Raw genomic sequence first — 25,549 nt, forward strand, 5'->3', positions numbered from 1 at the left:
AATAGATTGAGAGAGGAGGGATTGTATGGAAGTCGTCATAAAAAAGAAACGAAATAGGGGAAAAAGAATTTTTATTTGGTCTAGTAGTATCGTTCTTTTTTTGTTTATTTGCGCTATGATTTTTTTGAACATATATACGTTGAGATCTATGCCAAAGATAGATGGAACGATAAAACTTGAGGATTTACAACATGCTGTTGCGGTGAAACGAGATAGTAAAGGTGTACCACATATTAAAGCGGAAAATGCGCATGATTTATATTTCTCGCAAGGGTATGTACAAGCGCAAGATCGTTTGTTTCAAATGGATTTAAGTAGAAGACAAGCTTCTGGTATGTTAAGTGAAGTTGTAGGGGAAGCAGCTGTTGATCGAGATAAATTGTTTCGAACGCTCGGTTTACGGCGAGCGGCAGAAGCATCTGTTAGTCAATATGACGGGGAAGCGAAATATGCCCTGCAGTCATTCGCGGATGGGGTGAATACTTTTATACGTGAAGCGAAGGCCGAAAAGAAATTGCCAGTGGAGTTTACTCTATTAGGTTATGAACCTGCTGAATGGTCAATTGTGGACTCTTTAACGATTGGAAAGTATATGGCGTTTGATTTAGGAGGACATTGGCACGGACAAGCATTTCGATATTGGGCGTTGAAAAATCTTCCGGAAGAGCAAGCAAATGAGTTATTTCCTACATATCCGAAAGATGCGCCTAGATTGCTAGCTGAATTGAAAAATACAAATGTGGATGTAGCACAAAGTTTTTCAAAGACAGTTATTCCACCAGAGTTTAACGGTAGTAATAACTGGGTTGTGAGTGGTGAAAAGAGTGTATCTGGTAAGCCAATTTTAGCGGATGATCCTCATTTATCTCTTGCGACACCTTCTATTTGGTATCAATCGCAACTTGAAATGAAAGATTTACATGTGAGTGGCGTTATTTTCGCAGGAGTACCAGGCGTTATATTAGGACACAATGACAAAATAGCATGGGGCGTTACGAATACAGGTCCTGATGTGCAAGATTTATATATTGAGAAGCAAAATCCTAATAATGAAAATGAATTTTTGTATAACGATAAATGGGAAAAGGCTACGGTTGTTGATGAATCTATTAAAGTAAAAGGCGGGAAAACAATTCCGTATAACGTTACGGTTACGAGGCATGGTCCAGTTATTTCAGAGTTTGCGGATAAAGGAAAAGAGAAAACAAAAACAGTATTCGCTTTGAAATGGACTGCTTTGGAGCCTTCCGCTGAATTAAAGGCTGTATTAAATATGAATAAGGCGAAAGATTGGAATGAGTTTGAAACGGCTCTTCAAGATTTTCATACACCAACTCAAAACTTTGTGTTTGCATCAAATGATGGAACCATTGCTTACAAAGCGAATGGAAATATACCGATACGTAAAAAAGGTGATGGTAGTTTGCCAGTGCCAGGATGGACAGATGAATATGAATGGGAAGGGTATATTCCGTTTGATCAGCTACCGAAAGTAATAAATCCAAAACAAGGGTTTATTTCAACTGCAAATAATAAAATTGTTGATGATAATTATCCGTACCATATCAGTAATACGTGGGCGCAACCCTACAGGAAAATGCGTATTCAAGAGTTTTTGCAAGAGAAGGATAAGTATACGGTAAAAGATTTAGAAGAGTTACAGATGGATCAAAAAAATTTATACGGGAAAGAATTTGCTCCTATATTTTTAAAAGAGTTAAATAAAGTATCTTTAAATGAAGTAGAGAAAGAAGGCGTAAAACAATTAACAAAGTGGAATTTTTACGATAGTAAAGATGAAGCTGCACCATTAATATTCCATTTGTTAATGAAAGAGATTTCGAATACGCTATTTTCAAAAGAAATACCGAAAGATGTGATGGAGTTATTTGAAGGGAAGTCACAAGTAGTTGATGAATTGATTCGAAAAGAAGTAGCAGGAGAAAATAGCGCTTGGTTTACGAAGTACGGAGGGTTCACGAAAGTTGTGCATACATCGTACGAGAATGTAATGAAAAAATTACAGAAGGAATATGGACCGAATGTTGCAGAGTGGAAGTGGGGCGATTACCATCAACTTGCTTTTACACATCCAATTTCGAGATCATCTAGTATGTTAGCATTACTTGCATTTAATCGTGAGAAACCAGTTCCAATTGGCGGAAGCCAAGTTACCGTTCAAGCAGCGAGTTATGGAGATAACGGTATTGTAAATCACGGAGCTTCTTGGCGATTTGTCATTGATACGAAAGATATGTCAAACGGTTATCATATCGTAGGGCCAGGACAATCAGGAAACTTTAGAAGCGATTGGTATCATGATCAAATAGATGATTGGGTAAACGGAACGTATCATACGACTACACTGAATATGGAGGGAATAGAAGGGAAAGTGTTAACTTTACAGCCGAAGTGATAATATTTCCACTGATGAAAACTGTTAAATTAGAACATAACCCAGTTCTTAAATCATTTTAAAAGCCTACTATCAGTTAAATTGATAGTAGGCTTTTGTATTTTAGAGAATAAGATTCAATGATTTTATTATGACAAAACAGTAAGTGTTTTAACATTTACTTATACGATAACGGGGCTTATTTACTCTGTTACAAAAGAAACCACACAAAGCGTTCTTTTTCTTTGTTGCTCATTTTTATATACCGCATAACATTTTATTATTCAATAATTCCAATTTCTAGAGCCTTTTGAACAGCTTCTTCTTTGTTACGGACCCCTAACTTTGTATAAGCTGTGGAAGCATAGTTTCTGACCGTACCATTCGATAAATATAACCTTGATGCTATGGTAGTGTATCGAAGTCCTTTTGCTACTAGCTGCAATATTTCTATCTCCCTAGCTGTTAGCTCATAGGCGGTTGCTTTTGATTGAGGTGTCTCTTTTTGCTCATCAAACTTCTCAAATATTTTGTGAGACATTCCCTGATCAATCAGTGTCCCACCTTTGTGAATAAGTCGGATCGTATTAGCTAGCTCCAACGTTTCAATAGATTTGAGTAAAAACCCATCCGCACCGTTGCGAAGCGATTCCAACGCCTGTTCGGTATCTTGAAAAGTTGTAAAAATCAATACGCGGATATGTGGCCATTGTTGCTTAATCTTTTTGGTTGCTTCGACTCCATCCATGTGCTGCATATCTAAATCCATAAGTATAACATGGGGTTGAAGGCGCCCACACAAATCGATGGCTTGATTGCCATCCTCAGCCAAACCGACTACATTTAAATCTTCATATCTATCGAGTAGTGTCCTCAAACTTTCCCGAACAAATGGCTGATCATCTACAATTAACAAACGAATAAGTCCATCTTTTATTTCAGTTTGTCGCGGTATGGTACATGTAACAAGCATTCCTTCCTCTGGCTTTGTATATACAGACAATTGACCTTGCAAATTCATTGCCCGTTCTTTCATCGCATTCATACCGAAGCCTTCCTGCCATTCTACATTTCCTTTTCCATTATCTTGAACTTCTAACCTCGTATATTGTTGTTCAAACTGCAATGAAACTATAATTTCAGTCCCCTGGCCATGACGTACTGCATTCGTAAGGGACTCTTGTAAGCAACGAATGAATGCGATCTTCGCTTGCCGAGATAGTTGATATTCCTCTCCGAATGTCCTAAAACTTACATTTACCTGAGCGTGCTCCTGAAATTCGGCTCCAAGATTTTGTAGAGATTGAATCAAGGAAGGGGATTGACACGGAGAATCCATTTGATGTAGGTAACCTCTCACGTCCTCAATACTTTTACGTCCCATTTCAAGCAGAGAATCTAGCCTCTGTATACCCATCTCAGTAGCAAGTTCGGTACGCAACGTTTCCATCCCCATAATAATAGAAGTATAAGCGTGACCAACTGTATCATGAAGCTCGCTCGACAGCCTGTTCCGTTCTTCTGCCAGTGTAATGCGTTCAATCTGAGACATATATTGCTCAAGTACCGCGTTTTGTTTACGAATTACTTCATTTTGCTTATGATTGGCGATTAATAAATGAAAAGCGAATCCCATTACATAAGCGAATCCATAGTAGGTGACCATAGTCCAATAGCTATTACTTGGCGCAACAGCATAGAAAATTCCAGTTGTTATAAAAACTGTTGTTGGAGCTGTCCAATAATAGGACAAATGCTTACTATTTACAGCAATTAGAAACACTGATATAAGAAATATGTTGTAAGCTTCCGGAAATAATGAGGTTAAATATATACATTGTCCACCATATAGCAGTATTTCTGTGAACAAGTAATATTTGTAATTGAACAGTAAGGCTACCCATGGAATTGAGAAGGCAACAACCTCCCAAAGAATAATAATCCAAAGTGGCAATGTTAACCCATCCTGAAAACTTAATGTAGCTAGGATGATAGACACACTAGTAAGTAGACGTATCCCTAACATAATCCAATCGTACCAAAACCAATACTTAACCATATCTAACAAGTCATTTACCCCCTAAGTAGCCTACCTTTTTACTTCATATATTATAATTTAATCCTTCATGCCTATTATACTTTTAAATTTAAAACTGCGATACTATGCACAAATTGCAGACTTCTATCGATTTAGTTGCCGAATCATGCTACGTGTATAGCCCCCAAGTTTCTTTGTCAAACCATCTACTATTCTAATACTTATGGCGGTAAATACTATACCCATAAACATTACAAAGAGGGACTTGGCAAAAGTATCTATCTGTATGAATATAATATTCATTTCGATGTATTGATACAGTAGTGGTGCCAACAGCAACATAAGTGGCATTACATAAAAAATGATTGCACTAATGAGACTGCAAATGCCAATCACTAATTTCTGCATTAACCAAAAGACAGCAGACCAAGTACGACGATCTGTAAGCACTAATTTCACCTGAGTCCAGTTCGATGTATCTATTGTTATACTTCTATCATAAGAGTCTGTTGAAATATCTGTATAAATTTTCGTCTGTATGCGCTCGAATTGGATAAAAGGTGTAGTAGTCTGTAGTACGCGTATAACTAGTGGAATCCCAATTACCGTAAATGAAAGGGTGAAGCTGAATAGCAGAGCTATTAGATAAAAACAAAAATAAAACAATCCTGTAACGAAAGTTAGCAATAAAAAATAACCATTCTGGATGAATCCTGATTTCATAAAGTTCATCGCTCCTATCTATGTAATAACCGAATTGTACTGCTTTTTTTGTCATTCTCACTAGTGTAAAAGTGTCATATGACATTTCTAAATGATGCTAAAAAGGGGAGAGTAACCTACTTCTGGTTAAAAAAGATGCTTATATTAATCTCCATAAAACAATCCCGTTCTTGCAGATGCGAGAAGGGATTGTTTTGTACTTTTATCCCACTTTAATGGGCAGTAAGACCCCCACCTCAAAATGCAGCGAAAGCAAAGAATTTAGGTGGGGGATCAACTGCCCATAAAAGTCCGATTGGTTCAACTAATAATCAGTGGGGGATGAAGAAAATCCCCACTGATTAAAGTTTCACTTTATTTAATATGAGATGGACTTGTTTTTCGAATATGAAAAATAATATCAAATTGCTCAAGCAATGACGTATCAAAGTATGCCGATTCGTTCGGTAAGAGTCGTGCTCCTACACTTAGTAATGGTCTTTTTGCTTTAACCCATTTCTCTGCTGGTCCTTTAAGGTGACGGTTATCCAATAAAAACATTTTATATGGTACTTTTCCGAGAGTATAATTGAAACTATTTACATCTTGTGGAATCGGATCCGTTTTAATCTTATCTCCTGTGTCGTTGTATAAGGTGAAATTCCCCTCCGTAGTTGTACTGCCAATTGTGACATAATTATTGTCTAAACGTTCCTTCAAATACTGCCCCGCAACATAAGGGTATAACTTCTCATCGATAATTCCTTTAGCTATATGAATATTGTGTCCCCATACCATCGTTTTACCACCCAATGTCTCTTGTGCCCACATTGCATGATCGGTCAAGTATTGCTCATGTAGCTTTAACACACTTGGATAGTCGTTAGGAATTAGCATTGTGGTATATTTCTCTATTACACTTGCCGTTGCTTTCGCCCAGATGTACTCAGGTGAAACTAATTCTGTTTTGGCTTGCCCATTCTCATCTTTTAGTAATTGGGCTACTCTCTCAGCGTTTGCTTTGAACTTTTCTTTTATTTCAGGAGCAAGGTCCATATATTCCTTTACACTTCCATTAAAAGCCGACAATTCTTTATAATTTTCTTCTACTTCTGCCAGCAAATCTGGTCGATGTAGCCTTACATAATCAATTACTTTATTAAAGCAACCTTGGTCCAACTCCTTTAAGTCGAGCCCAATAAATTGGATCTTTTTTTTATTGGATGGATTAGCATTATAATCTTTCATCCAGTCAATCATGGCTATAATTTCATCAGTAGGATATAACAAGTTTAAAAATTCTCTAGGGTTTCCTTTTCCTGTTTGGATATATTCATTTAGTTTTAAGCCGTTTCCCCAATCTTCTTCCATTGTGAAATTTGTAAAACCCATCTCAGTAACCAAATATTTCACAAGGCGAAACTTCATAGTAAAAATTTCAGAGCTTCCATGAGTATTCTCTCCTAATCCTACATATTGTGCGCTCCCAATCATTTTCTTAAGTGGTTTTAAATCCTCAAATGATTTTGACGGCTCTATCGTTTTTAATGGGTAAGCCTGTGATTGTATGGATTTAACTATATTTTTTTGGATTGATTGACCTGAATTTTCGACTGCTACTGTTTGAGCCTTTCCTACTTCTACACATCCTGTGACTAATAAAGCTGTACTAACCATTGCAATTATTCTTTTCTTATTCATTTTTTCCACCTCAATTGAATTATTTGTAAAAGCAAGATTGATTCATGTACTTGCACGAATCAATTGCCTTAATTCAATTGTTATCTATCCCATATCATATTTTCTAGTTACATATTGTCATAAGGTTAATTGACACAGGTCATAGACTAATCATTACACTTTTGTACTATCGGCTATGACAACTTATAAATAATAATTACATTGATGAGTCGTAAGTAAGACTAGATTATAAATTGGGAGGGATTTTAAAGATGAATGAATTTGTATACAAAAATATTTTTATTCTAAGTTGTGTCTGTGGAAATGACAAGAAGTATATTCGATAAACAAGTGAATTATAGGGGAAGGGCGGATTAAAATGATATTACACGCAAAATCGTTCCACAATAAAGATAAAATCCAACGTGCTAAAATAGGACTTCAACTTTTTCTGAGTATCTTAATCATTACTTCAATTATCCTAAATGTAGTAGTAATAATTACGAAAAGTATGCCACTTATTGTGGTATATATGTTTACCCCAGCATTATCTTCTATTTTGACTCGCATAATACTGAAAGAAGGGTTTAAAGATGTATCTTTTAGTCTCGGTAACTTAAAGATATGGAAGGGGATTGGTTTTGCTCTGCTAATCCCTATGATTATTTGTGGAATTACTTATTCTATCGCCTGGTTGAGCGGAATTGCGGGGTTTCAGCATCCCGAAGGTGGTATGTTAGAACCAATCTACAATATGCTTGGACTTCAGTATGTAACGGCACCATTCAGTTTCATTTATCTAGTAGTATTGAGCGGCATTTTCGGAAGTTTGCTTGGCTTAATCCCAGCTTTGGGAGAAGAAATGGGTTGGCGAGGTTATATGCTCACAAGGCTAGTCGATGCAGAGTTTTCACGGCCCATCCTTATTAGTGGATTGATTTGGGCAACGTGGCATGTTCCAATAGTTATTGCAGGTCTATATGTAGAGGGACCATCTGTCGTTCTTTCAGTACTTGGTATCTATCTTTGTATTGTACCATTCGGTTATATTATAGCTTATTTACGACTTATCACAGGTAGCATTTGGCCTTCGGTTATCATCCATGCTACTTGGAATGCCATTATTCAAGGACCTTTCACACGTGCAAGTACAGGGTATCAAACTGAGATTTGGATTGGAGAATCTGGCTTGATAACTGCTATTATTATAGTAATTACTGCAATAATTACGTCTCGAATAGTGAATTTTACCAAATATCATAATTAGGCGGATGTTATATACAAATATAATGGAGGTGTAATCATGAATATTCAAAGATATGAAAATAATACGAATGAAGTAAATGTAAAAGTAATACAAACAAAAAGCGAATATAGATAAAAATTTTTTGATACATTTATGAGTATAAAAATTTATTTATACGAAAAGATAGATGTGGTTAGATTATCAGAAAAAATTCAATAACTTCAATCGTGAAAAGATAAAAAGGAGCGGAAATACGCTCCTTTTTTATTTACCTTACTATTTTTAGGAGGTTAGTATGAATAAGGTATGGATAAAGGGTGAATAGCATTTTTATTGATGAAATTTCATTAAATATTCTTGTGGAATATATGTGAAACATTGTATAGAATAAGCAAGTATGTCAAAAATTATAGGAGGAAACTTGTGAAGAAAAGTAAGAGTTTAGTAAGTATTTTAGGAGTGTGTATCATGTTGTTTTCTTTTTGTTTCCAGGGAAATATACAGGCGGATGTAAATACTGTTCAATCTGGAAAAATAAAATCAGGAAACGTAACGGTATGGGAAGTAGGCAATGTAGCGAAAGTGTTAGCAGATGTAGAGCGCTTGAATTTAAATACGGTGAATGTACCTATTCAAGTAGATATTTCGGATGTAAATTCGGCTAATATGGTAATTAATCAGGCGCAAAAGAAACAAGCTATTATTTTAATTCAAGAATTATTAAAGCATAATATACAAGTTATATTGGAGCCGTTTCCGTTTATTCAGCAAGGAAATATTGGAGAAACAGAGTGGAACCCTAGTAATATTAACGATTTCTTCTGGAATTGGAAAACTGTTGTTTTACAAGATATTTTTAATTCCATTACAAGTAAGTACAATATTTATGGGCTGAAAATCGCTTCTAATTTCGTGAATATGGAATATGCAGAAGGATATTGGAATGATACGATTAATTTTGTTCGCCAGCAGTATAAAGGAAATGTTTTGTATCAAATGAATTGGTGGTTAACTGCAAGCTTTGATCCTTCTTTTGAGGCGAAATTTGAAGAGAAAATAAATCGTCCGTATTTAAAAAAGGTGGACATTGTAAGTATTGATAGTTGGTTTGAAGTTTCAGGAAAAAGAAATCCATCATACGAAGAAGTAAAACAAAGCTTATTTGCGACGACAGTATACAATCGTGGCCAAAATGTCGTTCAGCAACTTGAGACATTACATAAAACAACTGGAAAGCCAGTTTATTTTGGTGGATTTAATGTACCAGCACGTGAACTTGGACTACAAAGCCCGTGGAACCCAGATGTTACGAATGTGTTTTCGAAAGATGTACAACTTAACGGGTGGCGTGCTTACCGAGATGTATTAGAAGCGAAGCCATATTTTAAAGGTTTTTCAATTTGGTTTATCGGATCTAATGATAGTAATCATTCATATCAAATACATAGTAAAGAAGCAGAGACAGTTATTAATGGCTGGTATCGAAAATAAATTTTATAAAATAGGTAAGTTTTAGAATCTATTACATATATTTTAGTGAAAGGCCTTTCACCATCTTATCACCTAGGGGGCAATCATAATGAAATTTTTGTCATACCTTACAGTAATTTTGGTGATTCTTGGCGGTTTGAATTGGTTGTTTGTGGCGTTAGATTATAATGTAGTTGAGAAATGGTTTGGTTCTATGCCGGCGCTTGTGGATACTATTTATTGGCTCTTTGGTCTTTCGGCTATTTATCAAATTTTCGATCGGTTCTTTACGAGTAAGTAGCTATTATACTTAATTACTAGAGTGTTAAGTACGATTATGTACTTAACACTTTTTTGTATGTTTATAAAAAGCAAGGTGCACATGCAAGCGATTCCATTGCGTCTTGCACCGTAATAACGGAAAACAAATTGACCGTGTATTGTATATAGGTTATAATTCAGAAAGTTTAAAAAATAATAAAAATGAGAAATAGGGAGGTTATCTGGGTGATGGAGAGAGTGTATAATTTTTCAGCAGGACCATCTATACTCCCTTTGCCAGTTTTAGAGAAAGTGCAAAAGGAGCTTGTAAATTATAACGGGACAGGCATGTCTGTTATGGAAATGAGCCATAGATCTTCTTATTTCCAAAGTATTATTGATGAAGCAAGTAGCTTACTTCGTGAATTAATGAACATTCCTGATGAGTATGAAGTTTTATTTTTACAGGGCGGTGCGTCATTACAATTTTCTATGATACCGTTAAATTTAATGAGTACGTATAAAAAAGCTGGGTACGTACTGACAGGTTCATGGTCTAAAAAGGCGCTGCAAGAAGCCGGAAAAGTAGGAGAAGTACAAGTGATTGCTTCTTCTGAAAAAGAGAAGTTTACTATGATTCCTAAAATGGATGATTTACCAAATGATGAAGAACTAGATTATGTACATATTACAACGAACAATACAATTGAGGGGACAAAATATGTGGATATTCCACATTTAGAAAGAGTGCCGCTCGTTGCGGATATGTCCTCAAATATTTTATCAGAACAATATGATGTTACGAAGTTTGGTCTCATATATGCGGGTGCGCAAAAGAATTTAGGGCCAGCGGGTTTAACGATTGTAATTATAAAAAGAGATTTAATTGGCAGTGCAAATAGTACTTGTCCTACGATGTTAAACTATGAAACTTACAGTGAAAATAACTCCCTATATAATACACCGCCAACCTTTAGTATTTATGTAGCAAAACTTGTACTAGAGTGGTTGAAAGAACAAGGCGGGGTATCTGCGATTGAAGAACAAAATAGAATGAAATCTTCACTTCTTTACAATTTTTTAGATGAATCTAAATTGTTTACTTCACCAGTTGATCCCACGTATCGGTCACTTATGAATATTCCGTTTACAACACCGTCAGAAGAGCTTAACAATCAGTTTTTACAAAAAGCGAAAGAGCGCGGTTTCGTGACACTAAAGGGACATCGTTCAGTCGGCGGTATGCGCGCTAGTGTTTACAATGCGATGCCAACCCAAGGTGTACAAGAATTAGTAGACTATATGAAGGAATTTGAGCTTGAAAATAGATAGGGAGATGGGGATATGTTTCGTGTTCAGACGTTAAATCAAATTGCCGAAAAGGGTTTGCAAATTTTTGATGGGAATCGCTATGAAATTGGAGACAAAGTAGGTCATCCAGATGGTATTTTACTTCGCAGCTATTCTTTACATGAAGAAGAGTTTTCAGAAGATTTAAAGGCGATTGCAAGAGCTGGTGCCGGTGTAAATAATATTCCTGTTGAGCGTTGTACGGAAAAAGGGATTGTAGTATTTAATACGCCAGGGGCTAATGCGAATGCAGTGAAGGAACTTATTATCGCAAGCCTTATTATGTCTTCCCGTAATATTATAAATGGAGTGAGCTGGACGAAAGAGTTGGATGGAGAAGAAGTACCACAGCTTGTTGAAGCAGGGAAGAAGCAATTCGTTGGATCAGAAATTGCAGGGAAACGTTTAGGTGTTATCGGTCTTGGCGCAATCGGTGCTTTAGTTGCGAACGATGCGTTATCTTTAGGTATGGACGTTGTTGGCTACGACCCGTATATATCAGTTGAAACAGCATGGCGTCTTTCTACGCAAGTACAAAGAGCGTTTAGCTTAGATGAAATCTTTGCAACGTGTGATTATATTACACTTCATATTCCTCTTACGAACCAAACGAAGGGGATTATTGGTGAACACGCTATAGAGACGATGAAAAAAGGAATGCGTCTATTCAATTTCTCTAGAGGAGAACTTGTAGATGAAACAGCTCTTCAAAAAGCGTTAGATGAAGAGATTATTCAGCATTACGTAACGGATTTTCCGAATGAAAATGTTATAAAGATGAAAAATGTAACAGCAACTCCTCATCTCGGTGCATCTACGTCTGAATCTGAAGAAAATTGTGCAGTAATGGCTGCACGTCAATTACGTGAATATTTAGAGACAGGTAATATTCGTAATTCAGTAAACTATCCAAACGTAGAGCTTCCGTACATTGGAAAAAAACGAATTACAATTATGCATCAAAACGTTCCGAACATGGTAGGACAAATTACAGGACGTTTAGCAGAACATCATATTAATATTGCGGATATGATTAATCGTAGTAAACATTCTTGGGCGTACACAATGATTGATATTGATAACGGAATTGATGATATAATGAAAGAGAATATTGTGGAAAATATAAGCAAAATCACAGGTGTTGTAGCTGTTCGAATGATTGTGTAAAGGAGAGAGAAACTTGGCAAAAATCCGACCGTTTCGTGCTATTCGTCCAGTAGAAGGAAAAGCAGCACAAGTAGCAGCTTTACCGTATGACGTATTAAATAGTGAAGAGGCAAGAGAAGTTGTAAAAGGGAATCCATATTCTTTCTTACACGTTGATAAAGCAGAAATTGATTTAGATCCAGCACTTTCACCGTACGATGATCGCGTATATGAAAAAGCGGGTGAAAATTTAAAGCAATTTATACAAGAAGAAGTGTTCGTTCAAGATGAGGAGCCAGCGCTTTACATTTATGAACTGACGATGCAAGGAAGAACGCAGTCAGGCCTTGTCGTTTGTACATCGATTGACGAGTATGAAGATGATACAATTAAAAAACATGAAAGAACGCGTCATGAAAAAGAACTTGATCGTATTCGCCACGTAGATGTGTGTGACGCAAATACGGGGCCAATCTTTTTAACGTATCGTACAAAAGAAGAAGTGAAACGTTTCATTGCAAGCTGGAAAGAAGAACATGCGCCAATCTATAAATTTACAGCAGAAGATGGTGTGGAGCATGTTGCGTGGAAGATTGCAGATGAAGAAGTAATTGCAAATTTAGTAAACGCATTTGAAGATATTCCTAGTCTTTACATTGCAGATGGACATCACCGCTCTGCATCAGCTGCAAAAGTAGGGCTAATGCGAAGAGAACAATATCCGAATTACACAGGAGAAGAGGAATTCAATTTCTTCCTATCTGTTTTATTCCCTCATGATGAATTATCAATTTGGGACTATAACCGGGTTGTGAAAGATTTAAATGGTTTATCAGTCGAGCAGTTTTTAAAGCAAATTACGCAGTACTTTTATGTAGAAGAAGCAAATGGTTCTCCGTATAAACCAAATGAACCAAAATCATTTGGCATGTATGTAAACGAGAAGTGGTATAAGCTCACTGTGAAAGAGGAAACGTTTGATGCGAATGATCTCGTTAAAGGTTTAGATGTATCTATTCTGCAAGATCATTTATTAAGCCAAGTACTTGAAATACATGATCCGCGATCTGATTCACGCATCGATTTTGTCGGAGGAATCCGCGGATTAGAAGAATTAGAACGCCTTGTAAATAGCGGTGAATATAAAGCAGCGTTTTCATTATATCCGACATCAATGGAAGCTTTATTATCAATCGCAGACGCAGGGGAAGTTATGCCGCCAAAATCAACGTGGTTTGAACCGAAACTGCGCAGTGGGTTGTTTGTTCATTCGCTAAAGTAAATATAGACTTCTACAGTTTTGAAAACCGAAATGATTTTTAATTTCGGTTTTTCTTATTTTAAAAGTGTTTTTGAGGAGGGGTATCGATGAAATTACAAGTAGGCGAAAAAATCACCTTCGAACGAACTTTTACAAAAGAAGATGTTGTTTTATTTACAGAAGTATCTAAGGATGAGGGGATCCACCATGTTACACCAGATGAACAAGGGAAATTTGTTGTACAAGGACTTTTAACATCAACGTTGCCTACAAAAATTGGCGGTGATTATAACGTACTAGCGCGCAAAATGGATTTTGAATTTTTACGTCCTGTTTTTAGCGGTGATACGATTCGTTGTGACGTAACCATTGAAAAATTTGAACCTGATGAAAAAAATCGCACAAAAATTATTGCGATGTTTACATGTAGGAATCAACTTGAAAAGGAAGTTATGAAGGGGAGTTTTTCTGGGATAATTCTTTAATTAGCAGGGGAAGGAAGCAAGTGAAAAAAGTGTGGGGGAAATCCCACACTTTTTTCACTTTATTCCACGCCACTTTCTAAAATAGAGAAAGACTCATTTTCACAATCAATTTCTGCCATCGCGCCGTAAGGCAAAATAAACTTCGGTTCGGTATGGCCAAAATTTAAATTATAAAGAATCGGCAAATCTTCTAAATTATATTCCTTCATAACTGTAAGTATTTCGTGTTTATATTCTTCATAATATTTTTCGTCTTTCGGTTTACCAAAAATGATGCCTTTTGCTTTTTGTAGAATGCCTTGCGCTGCATAATTTCGTAACCAATACTTTATATAACTTGGTTCTGGATGATCTTCAGAGGTTTCAAAGAAAAGGATACTATTCTCCCAATGTTTTTTCTCAGGCCAAAGTTCCGTTCCTTTTGCAAATTCCAGTACTTCCATACAACCACCAATTAAACGCCCTTGTACAGTAGTAGAGCCTTGAAGTAGCTCATATACATTGTTTTGCTGCATCGTACGCCGTTGATCCTTATTCGCCTCTATCCATTCTAAACGCTCACTCGTCCATTCATGAGCTGGTTGAATCTCGCCAATATTCTCATTTGAAAAGAGAGTTCGATTCACCATTTCAATTGTATATGGATCCATCTCCACATTTTCGGCAAAATCAGTTAAGATTGCTGGACCGTAAAAAGAGGGAATTCCTGCTTTATGACAAAACAAATGTGAAACGGTATCGTCAGAATAGCCCATAAAGATTTTCGGATTTTCGCGTATAACATTAAAATCTATATAAGGAAGTAAACGGATGCTATCTTCACCGCCAATATTCGTAATAATTCCTTTAATACGAGTATCTTTAAATGCTGTCATTAAATCTTCTGCACGAGCCTTAGGGTTGTTGTAAAGGTATTCGCTACCTTTTAAACTATTTGGCATTGGGACAACCTTAAGACCGAAGACGTCTTCTAATCTTTTTACTCCTTGCTCATATCGCCATCTTAGCTTAGAATCACCAGCACCTCCCCATGAAGAACTTACTGTCGCCACAATATCTCCTGGCTGTAATCTTTTTGGTTTCATTAACATATTAATTCCGCTCCTACATAATGTAATTAACTACGACTATACAAACCGTAGAGTTGAAGAACATAGTACATGACATTTAATTTCGCCACCATTAACAAATACACCTGCTGTTATTTATGAACCTAACACTATTGTTGAATATATGAATAAGATACAATAAATCTTTTTATCAAACTTTATATTTAAAAATTCCAGTATGCAACATTGCATAAGAAAGATGGTTGCTATTCTTTATAATCTGTAACTATAATGATTACAGGTTGGTCGTATCCAATCAAAAAATAAGATTATCATGAATGGAGAGGTTACATATGGGTATGAAAAAATTAATTTTAGCAGGTGCTTTAGGGATCGCAGCATTATCAGGAACGAATTTACCAGGATTAGAACTGTCAAAAGCGAGTGCCGCTTCTATTGAATCGAATTTCTCGACGTTAGAAGGGCGAGTAGTAGAAGTGGATAACGGTGTAATTGTCGTAAAATCTAAGCAATATGAGGAACCTGTTAGTGTGTATATTGATTCATTTTCAAATGTGAAAGTAGGGGATGAAGTAAAAGCTACTGGATCTATGATGCGTAATTTTACGGAATATATGATTGCAAATACAGTTGAAAATACGTCAAATAAATTAGGTATGCACATGAAAGAAGACGGTTCTCCTGATTATGTGATTGGGGAAGTATCAAAAGTAGGAACGATGAACGATGAGGGAGACGATTCCACTAAATATGTCATTGTTCAGTATCCATCAGTAAATGGAAAGAAAGCTATTATTGATGTTTTCTTAACGAAGGGACAAGTATTTAATATGGGTGAGAAAGTGAAAATTGATATGAAGTATGTAGGCTGGGGCGGAATTTCTATTAACTACAACACAACGGATCATATCGAAAAAGTTCATGAAGTAAAGAGCAACGTTGAAAATAATGAGGATGTATGGATCTGGTCTTAATAAGGCGAGTATAAGTCGTTATTTGCAATTTACTCCAAACAATAAATGTAAAAACTAAATGTATCATGCAGTACCCATTAAATTATCATATGTATGAAAATTTGATGGGTATTTTTTATTTTGTGTTTTTTTGAGAATAAGGGATTTTCGATTAGAATATGATGTTTAAATCGGAGCGAGTTTAAAAAATACAATAATGAAAGAGGTGTTTAAGGATGGAGCGAGATGAGGTTTATTTACGAGCTAAAAAAAGGATGGAGAATTTAAAAGCTTTTTACATTCATTTAACGGTCTATATACTAGTTAACTTAATGCTTTTTTTTATAAATATAAGCTCTGATTCAAGCAAATTATGGTTTTTATATCCACTTGGAGGTTGGGGGATAGGTATCGTTATACACGGTTTGACAACTTTTCCATTTGGGATATTCGGAAAAGAGTGGGAAGAACGAAAGATTAAAGAATATATGGAGAAAGATAAGTAAATTTATTTCTGTAATGTATGAATATAAAAATTCATATAAATCTCTGTGCTCACACGCTTGATGCGAAGTCTATTCTATAGCTTCGCCTATTTGTTTTTTATTCGAAGTTTGTGCGAGTAAGTGTTCATATTCATTTTTTAGCGTGAATTGCATGTGAAATCAAAACTTTATTTGTAGCACATAATAAATACAGTTGTTTTACTTTTTTAATTACTTGTGGATGTAGGATGAAGTTGATTTATTACCCTATATTAAAATAAAAATAAACCACTGTTCGATTTGAATATTCCACGATATAATGGTGAGAGTTTATGACAGAATAAATATTTACATAAGAAGTGAGGTACTGTATGAAAAAAAGAACGACAGACATTATTTTTATTATTATTGGTGCATTTCTTTTTGCGTTAGGTGTCAATCTGTTTGTTATCCCGAATGAGTTTGGTGAGGGAGGGGTAACAGGTATCACGATTATTACGTACTATTTATTTGAATGGTCACCGGGCTTAGTTAACTTAATTTTAAATGCGATTTTGTTAATAGCCGGTTATAAATTTTTAAATAAGATTACAACGATTTATACGATTATCGCTGTAGTTACGAACTCGCTATTTCTTCATTTGACAGAAGGCTGGACGATTGCTTCGGATGAAATGCTCGTAAATGCCATTTTCGGAGGAATATTTATCGGGTGCGGGATTGGTCTTATTATTCGTGTTGGCGGAACAACTGCAGGTACTACGATTTTAGCAAGGATGACGCATAAGTATTTAGGGTGGAGCATTAGCTATGGTTTACTGTTCTTCGATTTAATTGTTGCGTTTTCATCTTATTTCATCATTGGTGCAGAAAAACTGATGATAACAATTATTATGCTATATGTAGCAACGAAAGTGATGGAGTTTGTAATTGAAGGTTTAAATCCGAAGAAAGCCATTACGATTATTTCTGATAACCCGAATGAAATTGCCGGGAAGGTAACTACCTTAATGGGCAGAGGGGTTACTGTGTACTCAGGTCATGGCTATTACACGAAAACGCCGAAGGAAATTCTTTATATTGTTATTAATAAGCAAGAAGTAGTGAAGCTAAAACGGATTGTTCAAACTACGGATCCGGCTGCGTTCATCGCTATACACGATGTTCGTGATGTATTTGGAGAAGGATTTGTTGATATTTCTAAGGCTTAGAAATTATTTTTTATTAAAATAATCTTAATACTAAAACGAAAGAATCTATTTTGAATAATTTTTTTCAAAATAGATTCTTTTTATTTATTTTAAAATGTTGGCTTGTAGCGTATTATGTATCAACTCTTATTCAAAAAAACTAATAGCAGTTTGTTTTTCTTTTTCTTGCAAAAAGTACAATTGTTTCTTAATGTAAGAATGTAGAAGGATGAACAAGAGAGGGTTTAATGAAGATGATACATATTTTATTAGCTGATGATGATAAACATATTAGAGAGTTATTGCATTACCATTTACAAAAAGAGGGCTTTAAAGTTTTTGAAGCGGAAGACGGAAAGGTAGCGCAAGGCGTTTTAGAGAAAGAAAATATTCATCTTGCGATAGTAGACATTATGATGCCGTTTGTTGATGGCTATACGTTATGCGAAGAAATCCGGAAGTATCATGATATACCTGTTATTTTATTAACTGCAAAAGATCAGCTAGTCGATAAAGAAAAAGGATTCATTTCTGGTACGGACGATTATATTGTAAAACCATTTGAACCAGCTGAAGTAATTTTCCGTATGAAAGCTTTATTGCGCCGTTATCAAATGCTTAGTGCTGATATTATTACATTACACGGAACGACTATTGATCGAAAAGGGTTTGAAGTGAAGTGTAACGGTCAGACGATTTTGCTTCCATTAAAGGAATTTGAATTATTATCACAACTTGCTAGTTATCCTGGAAGAACCTTTTCAAGAGAAGAATTAATTGAATTAGTATGGGGAATGGATTTTGAAGGAGATGAACGAACAGTTGACGTTCATGTGAAGCGACTGAGAGATCGTTTTTCAAAACGAACAGATGATTTTCAAATTACGACAGTACGCGGACTCGGTTATAAGTTGGAGTTGAAATAAAATGAAATCACTATATTCTAGATTTGTTTTTATGACAGTCGGTATTATGCTTCTTAGTAGCATTATCGGTTTTTTATTAACGAACGTATATTATCAAGTGAAGTTAAAACCGTACAATAGTGAAAAGATTTTAATGTATGCTAAAGAAGTAAAATCATTATATGAAAAGCAAAGTGAAGAGAATAAAGAGGCATACTTACAGTCTATTGCGAAGTTAGGGTATGAAATTTATATTGTAGATGACGAAAATCATGGAAAGCGTATTGGGAATGCGTTTCGTAAGATAACAATTAGTGATGATACCGTTCATAAAGTATTGCAAGGTGAGACGTTTAATGGCGTTTCCACATATCCAACGCGCCTCTTTATTACAGGATTTTTCGATAATGAATTAATTAATAGTGTCGGTGTACCGCTAAAACATGGTGATAAACAGTACGCTTTATTCATTCGCCCTGACATTCAGCAACAATTCGGTGAGATGCGAATTTTTCTAGCGGTATTACTCGGTTTCATCGTTGTATTAAGTATCATTTTTATAGCGATCGCAGCAGGTTATATCGTTCGTCCTATTCGAACATTTACGAAAGCGACTCAAAAGATTGCAAGTGGTGAATATGATATTGAATTAGATGAAAATCGAAAAGATGAAATTGGTACACTAGCGACTAATTTTCAAAAGATGACGAAGAGTATTAAAGAATTAGATCAAATGAGGCAAGAGTTCGTTTCTAACGTGTCGCATGAATTTCAATCGCCGCTTTCTTCGATACAAGGTTTTTCGAAAACATTACAATCGGAGAATATGAGTGAAGAGGAAAGAAAACATTATTTGAAAATTATTGAGGGCGAAAGTAAGCGGATGTCTAGTTTATGTAAACAGTTACTTACGCTCGCTTCATTAGATAAGGAAGAGAAAGTTCTACAAATTAAAGAGTTTCACTTACAAAAGCAAATTAAAGACGTCATTTTTATGCTCGAATGGAAATGGCGTGAAAAAGATATAGCTGTCGAATTTGATGTGCCGGACATCATCATAAACGGTGATGAAAACTTACTTCATCAAGTATGGAGTAATATTTTTACGAATAGCATTAAGTTTTCAAACGACGGCGGAACGATTGAATTTGTTGTAGAAGAATTAGAATCAAGTGTGATGATCTCTATATCAGACAACGGAATTGGTATGGAAAAAGAAGAAATGGATCGTATATTTGATCGTTTTTACAAAGTAGACACAGCTAGGGCAAGAAACGTAGAAGGTAGCGGTTTAGGGTTGTCGATTGTGCAGAAGATTGTTGAACTGCATCAAGGAAACGTTTCAGTTTATAGCACGAAAGGAGAAGGGACGACTGTTCGGGTTGAGCTTCCTAAATAAATGAAAAAGAAGACATGTGAATGTACATCATGATTATCATTGTAGTAACGTGTATTCAATGTCACACATAATATCAAAAAAGTACATCACTTATATATTTAAAGACACATAAATATCAATAGTAAAGATAGTAAGGGATGAATGCCCCTACTATCTTTTTTTATCTAAACAGATAAATTTAAAATACATAGTCATAATAGATAATCTATGATATTAGGTATATTATTTTATGGTGGAGGACGTAGCCTTGGTGCGAGGACCTTGACTTTAAGTATTTAAAGGAGTTAGTAGCTAAATGACAATATCCCTTAAGCAAAAAAATAAAGGATAAATAGCATGAGGTTGTATCCATTAGAGAAGCACAAACAGATAATGGGACAATGTACTATCTTAGGGATGAAAACTTGGACTTTATACCATTGGCCAATAAATAAACTTTTTAATTCAACTAACTGGCATAGTTGAAGAAGGAATTTCTCTAAACTTTGAAGAATTTATATTCAAAAATATGTTAAGGAGCTTGTCAATTATATGGAATCCATTAGCAAAAGCGAAGTGAAGCTACGAGATATCATAGAGGAAGATCTTCCTATCTTTTTCGAACAACAACTAGATTCAACGGCGAACTATATGGCTGCCTTTACAGCTAAAGACCCCACTGATAAGGACTCATTTTTTGACCATTGGACAAAAATTATCGCTGACGAGACCATCACAATTAAGACTATATTATTGAATGGCATTGTCACTGGACACGTCTCGAACTTTGAACAGTTCGGCGAATCCGAAGTAAGCTACTGGATTGGGAAGGAATATTGGGGTCATGGTATTGCAACTTTAGCGTTGTCAGAGTTTCTGGAGTATATTAAGATACGCCCACTCTATGCTCGTTCCGCTAAAGATAACCTCGCCTCCATCAGGGTATTGGAAAAATGCGGGTTTAAAATCATCTCTGAAGATAAGGGTTTTTCCAACGCAAGAGGCAAGGATGTTGAAGAATTTATTTTGAAGCTTGAACCTTATGATATGTAATTTAATACCTCAATTCGTATTTGATGAAGATGAATATAGGACAGAGATTAATAAAATCTTATTGAACTAACGCATGAGTTAGTTGAACAAACATTAAAAAAGCCTGTATCAACGATTACTTGGTAATCAACGATACAGGCTTTACCTTTTCCGAAAAAGAGCTTGAACAAAATTCATTTGAGGGTAAATTACTGGACACCATGCTTCATGATGCTTATCGTACAGGCCGAATTATTCAATTAAGGAAGATACAGAGGGAATGGCCATCAAATCGTTAACTGAACGTTTTAGTTATTCCATTAGAGGGCGCTATTGTTGAATAAAACTTAGATTTTTAAACAACTTTATTGTTATATTTTTTAGTGAAGTGAAGTATCTTACATACAAAATTAAATAATTTTATTATAACTACACATTACGGATTAGATAATATTTTCTTTCTGCTATAAAGCAGTATCTTTCCCACGTTCTTCCTTAAACCGAACTCCAAAAGTATCCGCTGTAATCTCATCAGCTTTCGGTAATGAACGTAATTTCGGATGTAACAGCCATACGAGAGAAATGAATAAAATTCCGATGCTAGCGAGTGCGAAAATGAGTTGGCTACTATATACATTTGCAGTGTATCCACCAATTAAAGAACCGAACGGCATAGCGATTGTACCCATACTTCGCATGACTGAATTGATGCGTCCAAGGTATTGATTTGGAGTTGCCATTTGACTGATCGTCGCAAATAATACGTTTATCGCACCAATTGGTATCCAAGCTAAGCCGAATAAAAAAATAGATAACCATTGAAACGGTACAATCGTAGAAAGAAACCAAAAGAAAGCGCCAGCCGCAAAGCTAATAATAGAGACACGGCCAACATTACGTTTACCAACCCATGAACTGAATAGTGCTCCAATTAAACTACCGGCTGATATAGCAGCTAAAAAGAAGCCGTATAATTTCACACCACCTAAAGAATCAGCGAAAGAAGGGAGTATTGCCATCGTCATACCAATTGAAAAATTAGCGACAACTGAACCGATTAAGAATACTCTCATTAAAGAACGAAAGACGATTGAAAAGCCTTCTTTTAATTCAGAGAAATATTGTTTGACCGAAAAGGATTTGTTGCTTTCAGCAGGAAAGTCTACATTGGTTTCTGTTTGTTTCGGTATTTTTAATGAAATAAATAAAAGCGCAGTAACCGCGAATGTAAAAGAGTCGATTACATATAAAGTGATTGCGCCAAGTAGAGCGACTAATATTCCAGAAAGAGTCGTGCAAATTAAATCAATGCCTTGATACGCAAATGAAAAGAGTGAATTTCCTTTTAATAATTGTGTTTTATTCAGTAGAAGTGGTAAAGCTTTTGATTGTGCGGGATAGGCGAATTGTTCGATAAAGGATACGATGGGCATGATGATGAGTAGTAGTTGAACTGTTAATAGATCGAAGTAGTGTGTAATTGGAATGATTAATATAAGAATGCATTGCAAAACTTGTGTGATGACGAGGGTGTTTTTGATAGACCATCTATCAACGAATGGACCGGTAAGAAATTGTAATGCAGAAGGTAATAATGTAAGGAAACCAGCCAATCCAGAATAAAAAGGATCACCACTCAGCTCATATACGAGCCACATCGCTGCTACATAATACAAGCTATCTCCTATGTTTGTAAAAATTCTCCCTAAAAATAATAAGAGGAAATTCCGGTTTTTCAATATGTCCATTTAATCTACTCCTTTATAAAAAAATTATTCGGTAAAATAAATTTGACCGTTGGTGTAAAAAAAATCGTATTACGATTTTTTTGTAAATGAAATTATATCGAACACAACTTTGATTATATCGACGCAAAATGAAATATATCGACGTTTCGACATGAAATATCGACTTATCGACAAACGCCGACAAGTTTATTTTTCTTCTTTTTTAACAAATCGCTGCATTGCTCGTTCGTCGATTTGTAGTGCAGTAGTAGAAATATAATAAGCTTTACTATTTGGATCTTTATCCGCGTCTTTTGTGATCTCGTTTAATTCAGACATCACTTCATAAAACTTTTTCACCCACACTTGAAATTGGTCTGGCGTGGCATCAAACTCCCAGCAGGATGAAACGTAATTCCATTCAGCTGGGTCTTCGCTTACTTTTCGTAATGTAAAAGCTTCTTCTGGTGCAGCGAGAATATGAAGTTTCGTTCTTTCCGTCATTTGTAAAAAGATTTGGCGACTTGATTCGCTTAATATTTCTAAATGAGGTAATAGGTCTGCGGCAGGGGTGAAGCCTTTAGCGACAGATTGGTAAAACTTTTGAACGATGCCATTCTTTTCTTCTGTATAAACGATCTCTATAAAACCATTTTTTTCTAATTCTTTTAAATGATAATGAATTTTCGCCCTTGAAATGCCGAATTTCTCAGATAGTAGTTGTCCTGTATAAGGACGTTCGCATAGACGCATCATCATTTCGACACGTAGTGGATCGCTCATTGCTTTTAGTTGGCTATAAGTAGTTAGTGTTAACATGGGCTTCAAAATGATCAACTCCTTGAATTAAATTACTCGGTCAAGATTATTTGACTGAATTGTATCAAGGATTTCATTTGTTTTCAATACTTTCTGAAAATTTAATCTTTCTTCTGTAATCTTCTGTTCATATTCCGTTCATATTTCTTTTTTATGATAAGTGCATAGAAAGTAATAGGAAGGAGCGAGCGAAATGTTTTTAGCTCTGCGTGAATTAAAACAATCAAAATTAAGATACGGATTAATCGGACTTATTATGGTGTTATTATCATTTTTAGTCCTTGTAATTTCAGGATTAGCAAATGGATTATCATATGATAATGCTTCATCGATTCAAAATATGGAGGCAAATAAATTTGTACTAGCGGATGATGCGGAAAATAAATTACTTCGTTCACAAATTAAGAAAGAAGATGTAGATAACGTAGTAAATCAAGCAGGCGAGAAAGAGGCAGTTCCGTTTCGTGTGAAAGTTTCAACTTATGAAAAGAAAGATAGTTCGAAAAAAGTTGATGTCGCTATTTTCTCAAGTGAACGTGATTCATTTTTAGAACCGAAAATTGTAAAAGGTGAGAAATTGGGTACAGCAAACAACGAGATGGTTGCCGATGAATCAATTAAAGAAAAAGGTATCGATATTGGGGATACAATTATTGATCCTGTTTCAAAGAAAGAATTTAAAATCGTAGGATTTACGAAAGATCAAATGTTTAGCCATACACCAGTCGTTTATGTAAATGAAGACGTATGGGGCGCCATCTCACAACCAAACCAAAAAGATTATAGTGCAATTGCGCTTAATACAGATAAAGAAATTAAAAATGCACATGTTATCGACAAAAAAGAAGTATTACAAAGTATTCCAGGATTTAAAGAAGAGCAAGGAACATTAACGATGATTATCGCGTTCTTACTTGTTATCGCTGCGTTACTAATCGGTGTATTCTTCTACGTCATTACACTGCAAAAAACACAACAATTAGGTGTATTAAAAGCAATCGGTACAAAGAATTCTTATTTAGCAAATAGCTTAGTCGTGCAGGCATTATTCTTATCAGTCGTTGCGATGGTAATTAGTATTGTCCTTGTACAAGGATTAGAACAAATTTTACCAGCGGGTATGCCGTTCTTATTAACAACACCGATGATTGCGCAATATGCAGCAATCTTTATCGTAATTAGTATTTTAGGAACACTTATTTCGTTATATCAAGTATTAAAAGTTGATGCATTAGAAGCAATTGGAGGCGGGATGTAATGACTTCATTATTAAAATTAGACAGAGTAAGTAAAGTGTACGGAGAAGGGAATACGGAAGTAACAGCCCTTCATCCGATGTCGCTTGATGTGAAAGCTGGAGAGTTTATCGGGATCGTCGGTCCTTCTGGATCAGGGAAAAGTACGTTATTATCAATCGCGGGTGCTTTATTATCACCCTCAAAAGGGGATATTTACATTCGTGAGCAAAATATTACGAAGTTATCAGAAAAGGAAATGACAGACATTCGTTTGAAAAAAATCGGCTTCATTTTCCAGTTCGCAAATCTTGTTCCATATTTAAATGTAAAAGAACAATTGCTTTACATTGCAAAGTTAAAAAAAGAAAACAAACAAGAATCAGAAAAACGTGCGGATCACTTGCTAGCAGCATTTGGATTATCTGAAAGAAAAACTCATTATCCAAATCAACTATCGGGTGGGGAAAAACAAAGGGTAGCAATCACTCGTGCGTTCATGAACAACCCAGATTTAATATTAGCTGATGAACCAACTGCAAGCTTAGACTCAAAACGCGCACGTGAAGTCGTTGAAATGATGAAACGTGAAGTGAAAGAAAGTCAAAAAGCAGCAATTATGATTACACATGATGAGAGAATGCTCGATGTATGTGATCGTATATTGACGCTTAGAGATGGGCAATTGGTATGATGAAAAAGGAACTCTTACGATTGTAAG

22 protein-coding genes and 1 pseudogene are annotated in these 25,549 nt (G+C 35.5%); 17 read left to right on the forward strand and 6 right to left on the reverse strand.

Features of this window, described 5'->3' with window-relative positions; all coding sequences use genetic code 11:
• Nucleotides 1-25 precede the first annotated feature (25 nt).
• The gene (locus tag MR155_RS21255) at nucleotides 26-2,416 is read left to right on the forward strand and encodes a penicillin acylase family protein (RefSeq protein ID WP_242311016.1); all 2,391 of its coding nucleotides are present in this window, start codon (nucleotides 26-28) and stop codon (nucleotides 2,414-2,416) included.
• 259 nt (nucleotides 2,417-2,675) lie between these two features.
• On the opposite strand, the gene MR155_RS21260 is transcribed toward MR155_RS21255, so the two are convergent.
• From MR155_RS21260 to MR155_RS21275, 3 genes are all read right to left on the reverse strand, one after another.
• Nucleotides 2,676-4,463 (reverse strand): helix-turn-helix transcriptional regulator, encoded by a 1,788-nt coding sequence (locus MR155_RS21260; protein ID WP_242311017.1) that lies wholly within the window; start codon nucleotides 4,461-4,463, stop codon nucleotides 2,676-2,678.
• Between the two features lie 114 nt (nucleotides 4,464-4,577).
• Complete coding sequence (locus MR155_RS21265; RefSeq protein ID WP_219303097.1) at nucleotides 4,578-5,156, reverse strand: sensor domain-containing protein; 579 nt, start codon at nucleotides 5,154-5,156, stop codon at nucleotides 4,578-4,580.
• Between the two features lie 354 nt (nucleotides 5,157-5,510).
• Nucleotides 5,511-6,836 (reverse strand): erythromycin esterase family protein, encoded by a 1,326-nt coding sequence (locus MR155_RS21275; protein ID WP_219303096.1) that lies wholly within the window; start codon nucleotides 6,834-6,836, stop codon nucleotides 5,511-5,513.
• Nucleotides 6,837-7,194: 358 nt separating this feature from the next.
• On the opposite strand from MR155_RS21275, the gene MR155_RS21280 reads away from it, so the two are divergent.
• The 7 genes from MR155_RS21280 (at nucleotide 7,195) to MR155_RS21310 (ending at nucleotide 14,034) form a co-directional block, all read left to right on the forward strand.
• Complete coding sequence (locus MR155_RS21280) at nucleotides 7,195-8,082, forward strand: CPBP family intramembrane glutamic endopeptidase (RefSeq protein WP_219303094.1); 888 nt, start codon at nucleotides 7,195-7,197, stop codon at nucleotides 8,080-8,082.
• 402 nt (nucleotides 8,083-8,484) lie between these two features.
• The gene (locus MR155_RS21285) at nucleotides 8,485-9,552 is read left to right on the forward strand and encodes a glycoside hydrolase family 113 (RefSeq protein WP_396027176.1); all 1,068 of its coding nucleotides are present in this window, start codon (nucleotides 8,485-8,487) and stop codon (nucleotides 9,550-9,552) included.
• An 88-nt stretch (nucleotides 9,553-9,640) separates the two neighbouring features.
• On the forward strand, nucleotides 9,641-9,832 hold the full coding sequence (locus tag MR155_RS21290) for a DUF378 domain-containing protein (protein ID WP_002084566.1): 192 nt from the start codon (nucleotides 9,641-9,643) through the stop codon (nucleotides 9,830-9,832).
• Nucleotides 9,833-10,041: 209 nt separating this feature from the next.
• Nucleotides 10,042-11,124 carry a 3-phosphoserine/phosphohydroxythreonine transaminase gene (serC, locus tag MR155_RS21295; RefSeq protein WP_242311018.1) on the forward strand — a complete coding sequence of 361 codons (1,083 nt, stop codon included), beginning with the start codon at nucleotides 10,042-10,044 and terminating at the stop codon, nucleotides 11,122-11,124.
• Between the two features lie 12 nt (nucleotides 11,125-11,136).
• Nucleotides 11,137-12,309: a 3-phosphoglycerate dehydrogenase family protein gene (locus MR155_RS21300; protein WP_242311019.1), complete on the forward strand. Its 1,173-nt coding sequence runs from the start codon at nucleotides 11,137-11,139 to the stop codon at nucleotides 12,307-12,309.
• 13 nt (nucleotides 12,310-12,322) lie between these two features.
• Nucleotides 12,323-13,570, forward strand: a complete 1,248-nt coding sequence (locus tag MR155_RS21305) for a DUF1015 domain-containing protein (protein WP_242311020.1) — start codon at nucleotides 12,323-12,325, stop codon at nucleotides 13,568-13,570.
• 86 nt (nucleotides 13,571-13,656) lie between these two features.
• The gene (locus MR155_RS21310; RefSeq protein WP_242311021.1) at nucleotides 13,657-14,034 is read left to right on the forward strand and encodes a hotdog family protein; all 378 of its coding nucleotides are present in this window, start codon (nucleotides 13,657-13,659) and stop codon (nucleotides 14,032-14,034) included.
• 59 nt (nucleotides 14,035-14,093) lie between these two features.
• On the opposite strand, the gene MR155_RS21315 is transcribed toward MR155_RS21310, so the two are convergent.
• Nucleotides 14,094-15,125: a S66 family peptidase gene (locus MR155_RS21315; protein WP_242311022.1), complete on the reverse strand. Its 1,032-nt coding sequence runs from the start codon at nucleotides 15,123-15,125 to the stop codon at nucleotides 14,094-14,096.
• A gap of 311 nt (nucleotides 15,126-15,436) precedes the next feature.
• Here MR155_RS21315 and MR155_RS21320 point away from each other — a divergent pair, with 311 nt between their 5' ends.
• The 7 genes and pseudogenes from MR155_RS21320 to MR155_RS21350 all read left to right on the forward strand — a co-directional run.
• Nucleotides 15,437-16,078, forward strand: a complete 642-nt coding sequence (locus tag MR155_RS21320) for a hypothetical protein (protein ID WP_242311023.1) — start codon at nucleotides 15,437-15,439, stop codon at nucleotides 16,076-16,078.
• Nucleotides 16,079-16,293: 215 nt separating this feature from the next.
• A complete protein-coding gene (locus MR155_RS21325; protein WP_002128109.1) occupies nucleotides 16,294-16,563 on the forward strand; it encodes a 2TM domain-containing protein in 270 nt (89 codons plus the stop codon).
• A gap of 350 nt (nucleotides 16,564-16,913) precedes the next feature.
• The gene (locus MR155_RS21330) at nucleotides 16,914-17,753 is read left to right on the forward strand and encodes a YitT family protein (protein WP_000747487.1); all 840 of its coding nucleotides are present in this window, start codon (nucleotides 16,914-16,916) and stop codon (nucleotides 17,751-17,753) included.
• Nucleotides 17,754-17,980: 227 nt separating this feature from the next.
• On the forward strand, nucleotides 17,981-18,658 hold the full coding sequence (locus MR155_RS21335) for a response regulator transcription factor (protein ID WP_000781971.1): 678 nt from the start codon (nucleotides 17,981-17,983) through the stop codon (nucleotides 18,656-18,658).
• A 1-nt stretch (nucleotide 18,659) separates the two neighbouring features.
• Nucleotides 18,660-20,036, forward strand: coding sequence for a sensor histidine kinase (locus tag MR155_RS21340; RefSeq protein WP_242311024.1), 1,377 nt, complete (start codon nucleotides 18,660-18,662; stop codon nucleotides 20,034-20,036).
• A gap of 531 nt (nucleotides 20,037-20,567) precedes the next feature.
• Nucleotides 20,568-21,068: a GNAT family N-acetyltransferase gene (locus MR155_RS21345; RefSeq protein ID WP_242311025.1), complete on the forward strand. Its 501-nt coding sequence runs from the start codon at nucleotides 20,568-20,570 to the stop codon at nucleotides 21,066-21,068.
• 149 nt (nucleotides 21,069-21,217) lie between these two features.
• Nucleotides 21,218-21,346: pseudogene (locus MR155_RS21350) on the forward strand (DinB family protein); the annotation flags it as partial.
• A gap of 165 nt (nucleotides 21,347-21,511) precedes the next feature.
• Here the strand turns inward: MR155_RS21350 and MR155_RS21355 are convergent.
• Nucleotides 21,512-22,795 (reverse strand): MFS transporter, encoded by a 1,284-nt coding sequence (locus MR155_RS21355; RefSeq protein ID WP_242311026.1) that lies wholly within the window; start codon nucleotides 22,793-22,795, stop codon nucleotides 21,512-21,514.
• Between the two features lie 186 nt (nucleotides 22,796-22,981).
• The gene (locus tag MR155_RS21360; RefSeq protein WP_242311027.1) at nucleotides 22,982-23,602 is read right to left on the reverse strand and encodes an ArsR/SmtB family transcription factor; all 621 of its coding nucleotides are present in this window, start codon (nucleotides 23,600-23,602) and stop codon (nucleotides 22,982-22,984) included.
• Nucleotides 23,603-23,786: 184 nt separating this feature from the next.
• Between MR155_RS21360 and MR155_RS21365 the strand changes: the two genes are divergently transcribed.
• A complete protein-coding gene (locus tag MR155_RS21365) occupies nucleotides 23,787-24,851 on the forward strand; it encodes an ABC transporter permease (protein ID WP_002185435.1) in 1,065 nt (354 codons plus the stop codon).
• Nucleotides 24,851-25,522 carry an ABC transporter ATP-binding protein gene (locus MR155_RS21370; protein ID WP_242311028.1) on the forward strand — a complete coding sequence of 224 codons (672 nt, stop codon included), beginning with the start codon at nucleotides 24,851-24,853 and terminating at the stop codon, nucleotides 25,520-25,522. The genes MR155_RS21365 and MR155_RS21370 overlap by 1 nt, the downstream gene beginning before the upstream one ends.
• Nucleotides 25,523-25,549: the final 27 nt, after the last annotated feature.

The organism is Bacillus cereus group sp. BfR-BA-01331 (assembly GCF_022663915.1).
In the GTDB taxonomy this organism is placed as follows: domain Bacteria; phylum Bacillota; class Bacilli; order Bacillales; family Bacillaceae_G; genus Bacillus_A; species Bacillus_A mycoides.

Excerpts from the sequence above, each read along its gene's own strand:
- MR155_RS21255 (WP_242311016.1), top strand. The coding sequence starts at position 26 with ATGGAAGTCGTCATAAAAAAGAAACGAAATAGGGGAAAAAGAATTTTT.
- MR155_RS21265 (WP_219303097.1), bottom strand. The coding sequence starts at position 5,156 with ATGAAATCAGGATTCATCCAGAATGGTTATTTTTTATTGCTAACTTTC.
- MR155_RS21275 (WP_219303096.1), bottom strand. The coding sequence starts at position 6,836 with ATGAATAAGAAAAGAATAATTGCAATGGTTAGTACAGCTTTATTAGTC.
- MR155_RS21280 (WP_219303094.1), top strand. The coding sequence starts at position 7,195 with ATGATATTACACGCAAAATCGTTCCACAATAAAGATAAAATCCAACGT.
- MR155_RS21290 (WP_002084566.1), top strand. The coding sequence starts at position 9,641 with ATGAAATTTTTGTCATACCTTACAGTAATTTTGGTGATTCTTGGCGGT.
- serC (WP_242311018.1), top strand. The coding sequence starts at position 10,042 with ATGGAGAGAGTGTATAATTTTTCAGCAGGACCATCTATACTCCCTTTG.
- MR155_RS21300 (WP_242311019.1), top strand. The coding sequence starts at position 11,137 with ATGTTTCGTGTTCAGACGTTAAATCAAATTGCCGAAAAGGGTTTGCAA.
- MR155_RS21310 (WP_242311021.1), top strand. The coding sequence starts at position 13,657 with ATGAAATTACAAGTAGGCGAAAAAATCACCTTCGAACGAACTTTTACA.
- MR155_RS21315 (WP_242311022.1), bottom strand. The coding sequence starts at position 15,125 with ATGTTAATGAAACCAAAAAGATTACAGCCAGGAGATATTGTGGCGACA.
- MR155_RS21320 (WP_242311023.1), top strand. The coding sequence starts at position 15,437 with ATGGGTATGAAAAAATTAATTTTAGCAGGTGCTTTAGGGATCGCAGCA.
- MR155_RS21325 (WP_002128109.1), top strand. The coding sequence starts at position 16,294 with ATGGAGCGAGATGAGGTTTATTTACGAGCTAAAAAAAGGATGGAGAAT.
- MR155_RS21330 (WP_000747487.1), top strand. The coding sequence starts at position 16,914 with ATGAAAAAAAGAACGACAGACATTATTTTTATTATTATTGGTGCATTT.
- MR155_RS21335 (WP_000781971.1), top strand. The coding sequence starts at position 17,981 with ATGAAGATGATACATATTTTATTAGCTGATGATGATAAACATATTAGA.
- MR155_RS21340 (WP_242311024.1), top strand. The coding sequence starts at position 18,660 with ATGAAATCACTATATTCTAGATTTGTTTTTATGACAGTCGGTATTATG.
- MR155_RS21345 (WP_242311025.1), top strand. The coding sequence starts at position 20,568 with ATGGAATCCATTAGCAAAAGCGAAGTGAAGCTACGAGATATCATAGAG.
- MR155_RS21355 (WP_242311026.1), bottom strand. The coding sequence starts at position 22,795 with ATGGACATATTGAAAAACCGGAATTTCCTCTTATTATTTTTAGGGAGA.
- MR155_RS21365 (WP_002185435.1), top strand. The coding sequence starts at position 23,787 with ATGTTTTTAGCTCTGCGTGAATTAAAACAATCAAAATTAAGATACGGA.
- MR155_RS21370 (WP_242311028.1), top strand. The coding sequence starts at position 24,851 with ATGACTTCATTATTAAAATTAGACAGAGTAAGTAAAGTGTACGGAGAA.